This window comes from Bacteroides sp. GM023 (assembly GCF_014750685.1).
Lineage (GTDB): Bacteria > Bacteroidota > Bacteroidia > Bacteroidales > Bacteroidaceae > Bacteroides.
In genome coordinates this window covers 1-2,277 of sequence record NZ_JAAXGE010000036.1, presented here as the reverse complement: position 1 = coordinate 2,277, position 2,277 = coordinate 1, and the positions used below count along the sequence as shown (strand labels likewise).

The following is a 2,277-nucleotide window of genomic DNA, read 5'->3' as shown; positions in this document are numbered from 1 at the left end:
TGAGCGTTTTTGTGGAGCAGCACTATTCTGTTTGTGACTTTTCAGAAGGTGCATCTTGGACCATTCTTTCGCCCATCGAACAAAGTATAAAGCGAAAAATTGAATCCGTAGGCACACCACTTAAAGATTGGGACATTAACATTTATCGTGGTGTACTCACAGGCTATAATGAGGCTTTTATTATTTCGACAGAGATAAGAGACGAAATACTAGCCAATTGCCAAACAGAAGATGAAAAAATGAGAACTGCTGAAATTATACGACCAATTTTGAGAGGCAGAGATATAAAGAGATATGGCTATAACTGGGCAAACCTTTGGCTTATCAATACACACAATGGGACAAAGGAAAAGTTTCCTCGTATCCTTATAGAGGATTATCCTGCTCTAAAGGCTCATTTAGACCAGTATTGGGACAAAATTTCGAAACGTGCAGATCAAGGGGATACTCCTTATAATCTGCGTAACTGCGCTTATTTGGAGGATTTTGATAAGCCAAAAATTATATATCCAAATATGACTAAATATATGCCATTTGTTTATGATGAGGACAAATTTGTAACAAACCAGAAGTGCTTTATTATAACAGGTCAAAATATGGCATATCTTACAGCATTCTTTAATTCATCCATATTCAAATTCTGTTTCCGAGACTCATTTCCAGAACTACAAGGCGGAACAAGAGAATTGAGTAAAATATTCTTTGATAAGATTCCTGTTAAAAAAATTTCAGGTGAATCAGATGAGCTTTTTAAGACTGCTATTAATCGGTTGCAATCAGATTATACAAAAGAGCAAACAATAGTTATTGACAACATGTTATTTGATTTGTATGACTTGACTGTAGAGGAACGCAAAGTTATTGGAAACATTGAGATTAAATAAGTGAAATTTTCTTCAATCTATTTTCTTCATGGGATAAGTTGTATAGGTCGAAAACTTGCAACTTATCTTGTTTTCATTTTTTATTGAACTACGATAAACCAATTCTGTTAGATCCTTTTCAAATTCTAAGTTCCGCTTATTGGTTATTATAGGTATTTTAAAAGGTCTAACAGTTTACACAATTATTAGTAAATCGCCTCTTCCCATTCTATATGCATCTTTAAGAAGGTAATGCCCCATAAAAGAATTTAGTTGCACGCAAAAGACTAATTTTATATTGTTACCTATTGCAAAACATTTGCAGTCAAACTCTAATACCTCATTGTTATTATAACAAAATCGAAGAATAAAATCTTTTTGAGCTTAGAGAAATCCTTATATATCCATTGTTCGACAAACATTGCAACACAACACTTATCGAACAATGATATTCATTTATAAGTTCTGTCGATTCAGATAATCGATTTCGTCTTTTGTAAATTCAAATATGTCATATATTATACGTTGTAATTCTTCCATTTTTTCTTTCGTAAAGGTTTTTAGCAATTCTCCTGCCGCGTCTGACACAATATTATATTGGGGGCTGGGTTTTGGTATGGGGAATATAATAATATTTTGAGCCCCAACCTGAGCATCTCCAACTCCAGTTTTATTCATATTGGTAATTTCACTATACCATATAAGAGGAGGAGAGTTTAGAAAAGCCAGAATATGGTTCAAGTAATCTCCTGTCATTAAGTAGCACGCATTATTGACAACATGCCCTTTTGTCTCTACAGTAAAAGCAAGTTTACTTCCAATGATTTTCCATATGAGTTTTGGCTTATCAAAATCCTCCCAATAACTGATACTATCCTGAGTTTCAAACCACTTGTTGTTAGTTTTTTTACGAGCCTTCACTTTCTCACCATTAACGATGTGAGTCTTGCCAGTCTGCTCTAGCCTTTCAATACCAAAAGTCAAGAGGTAGTTTTTTACTGCAGGATATTGTTCTATATCGTAATGACGAGAAGGATATGTTGCAATCAGATACTTCTCAGCCCAGTTATAGCCATATCTCTTTATATCTCTGCCTCTCAAAATTGGTCGTATAATTTCAGCAGTCCTCTTTTTTTCATCCTCTGTTTGGCAGTTAGCGAGTATTTCTTCTCTTTTATTTGTATCAATAATGAAAGCATCATTAAAACCTGTCTTTATACCATAGTTGATTTTGATATCCCAATTTTTCAATGGTACACCTACAGCTTCTATCTTACATTTAATACTCATTTCAATAGGTGATAGAATTACCCATGAATTTGAACTATCAAAACGGCAAGAGTTACCACATTGCTCCACAAAAACGCTCAAATGTTTTATGCTATCTTTAGCTTGTTTATTCGTTACTGCGCAA

2 protein-coding genes are annotated in these 2,277 nt (G+C 33.9%); one reads left to right on the top strand and one right to left on the bottom strand.

Going from position 1 to position 2,277, the window contains the following annotated elements; translation table 11 throughout:
* The coding region (locus HC965_RS26570) for a TaqI-like C-terminal specificity domain-containing protein (RefSeq protein ID WP_304522380.1) at positions 1–884 on the top strand (884 nt) is incomplete at its 5' end.
* Between the two features lie 435 nt (positions 885–1,319).
* Here HC965_RS26570 and HC965_RS26565 read toward each other — a convergent pair.
* On the bottom strand, positions 1,320–2,277 hold a 958-nt coding region (locus HC965_RS26565; protein WP_304522379.1), incomplete at its 5' end, for a TaqI-like C-terminal specificity domain-containing protein.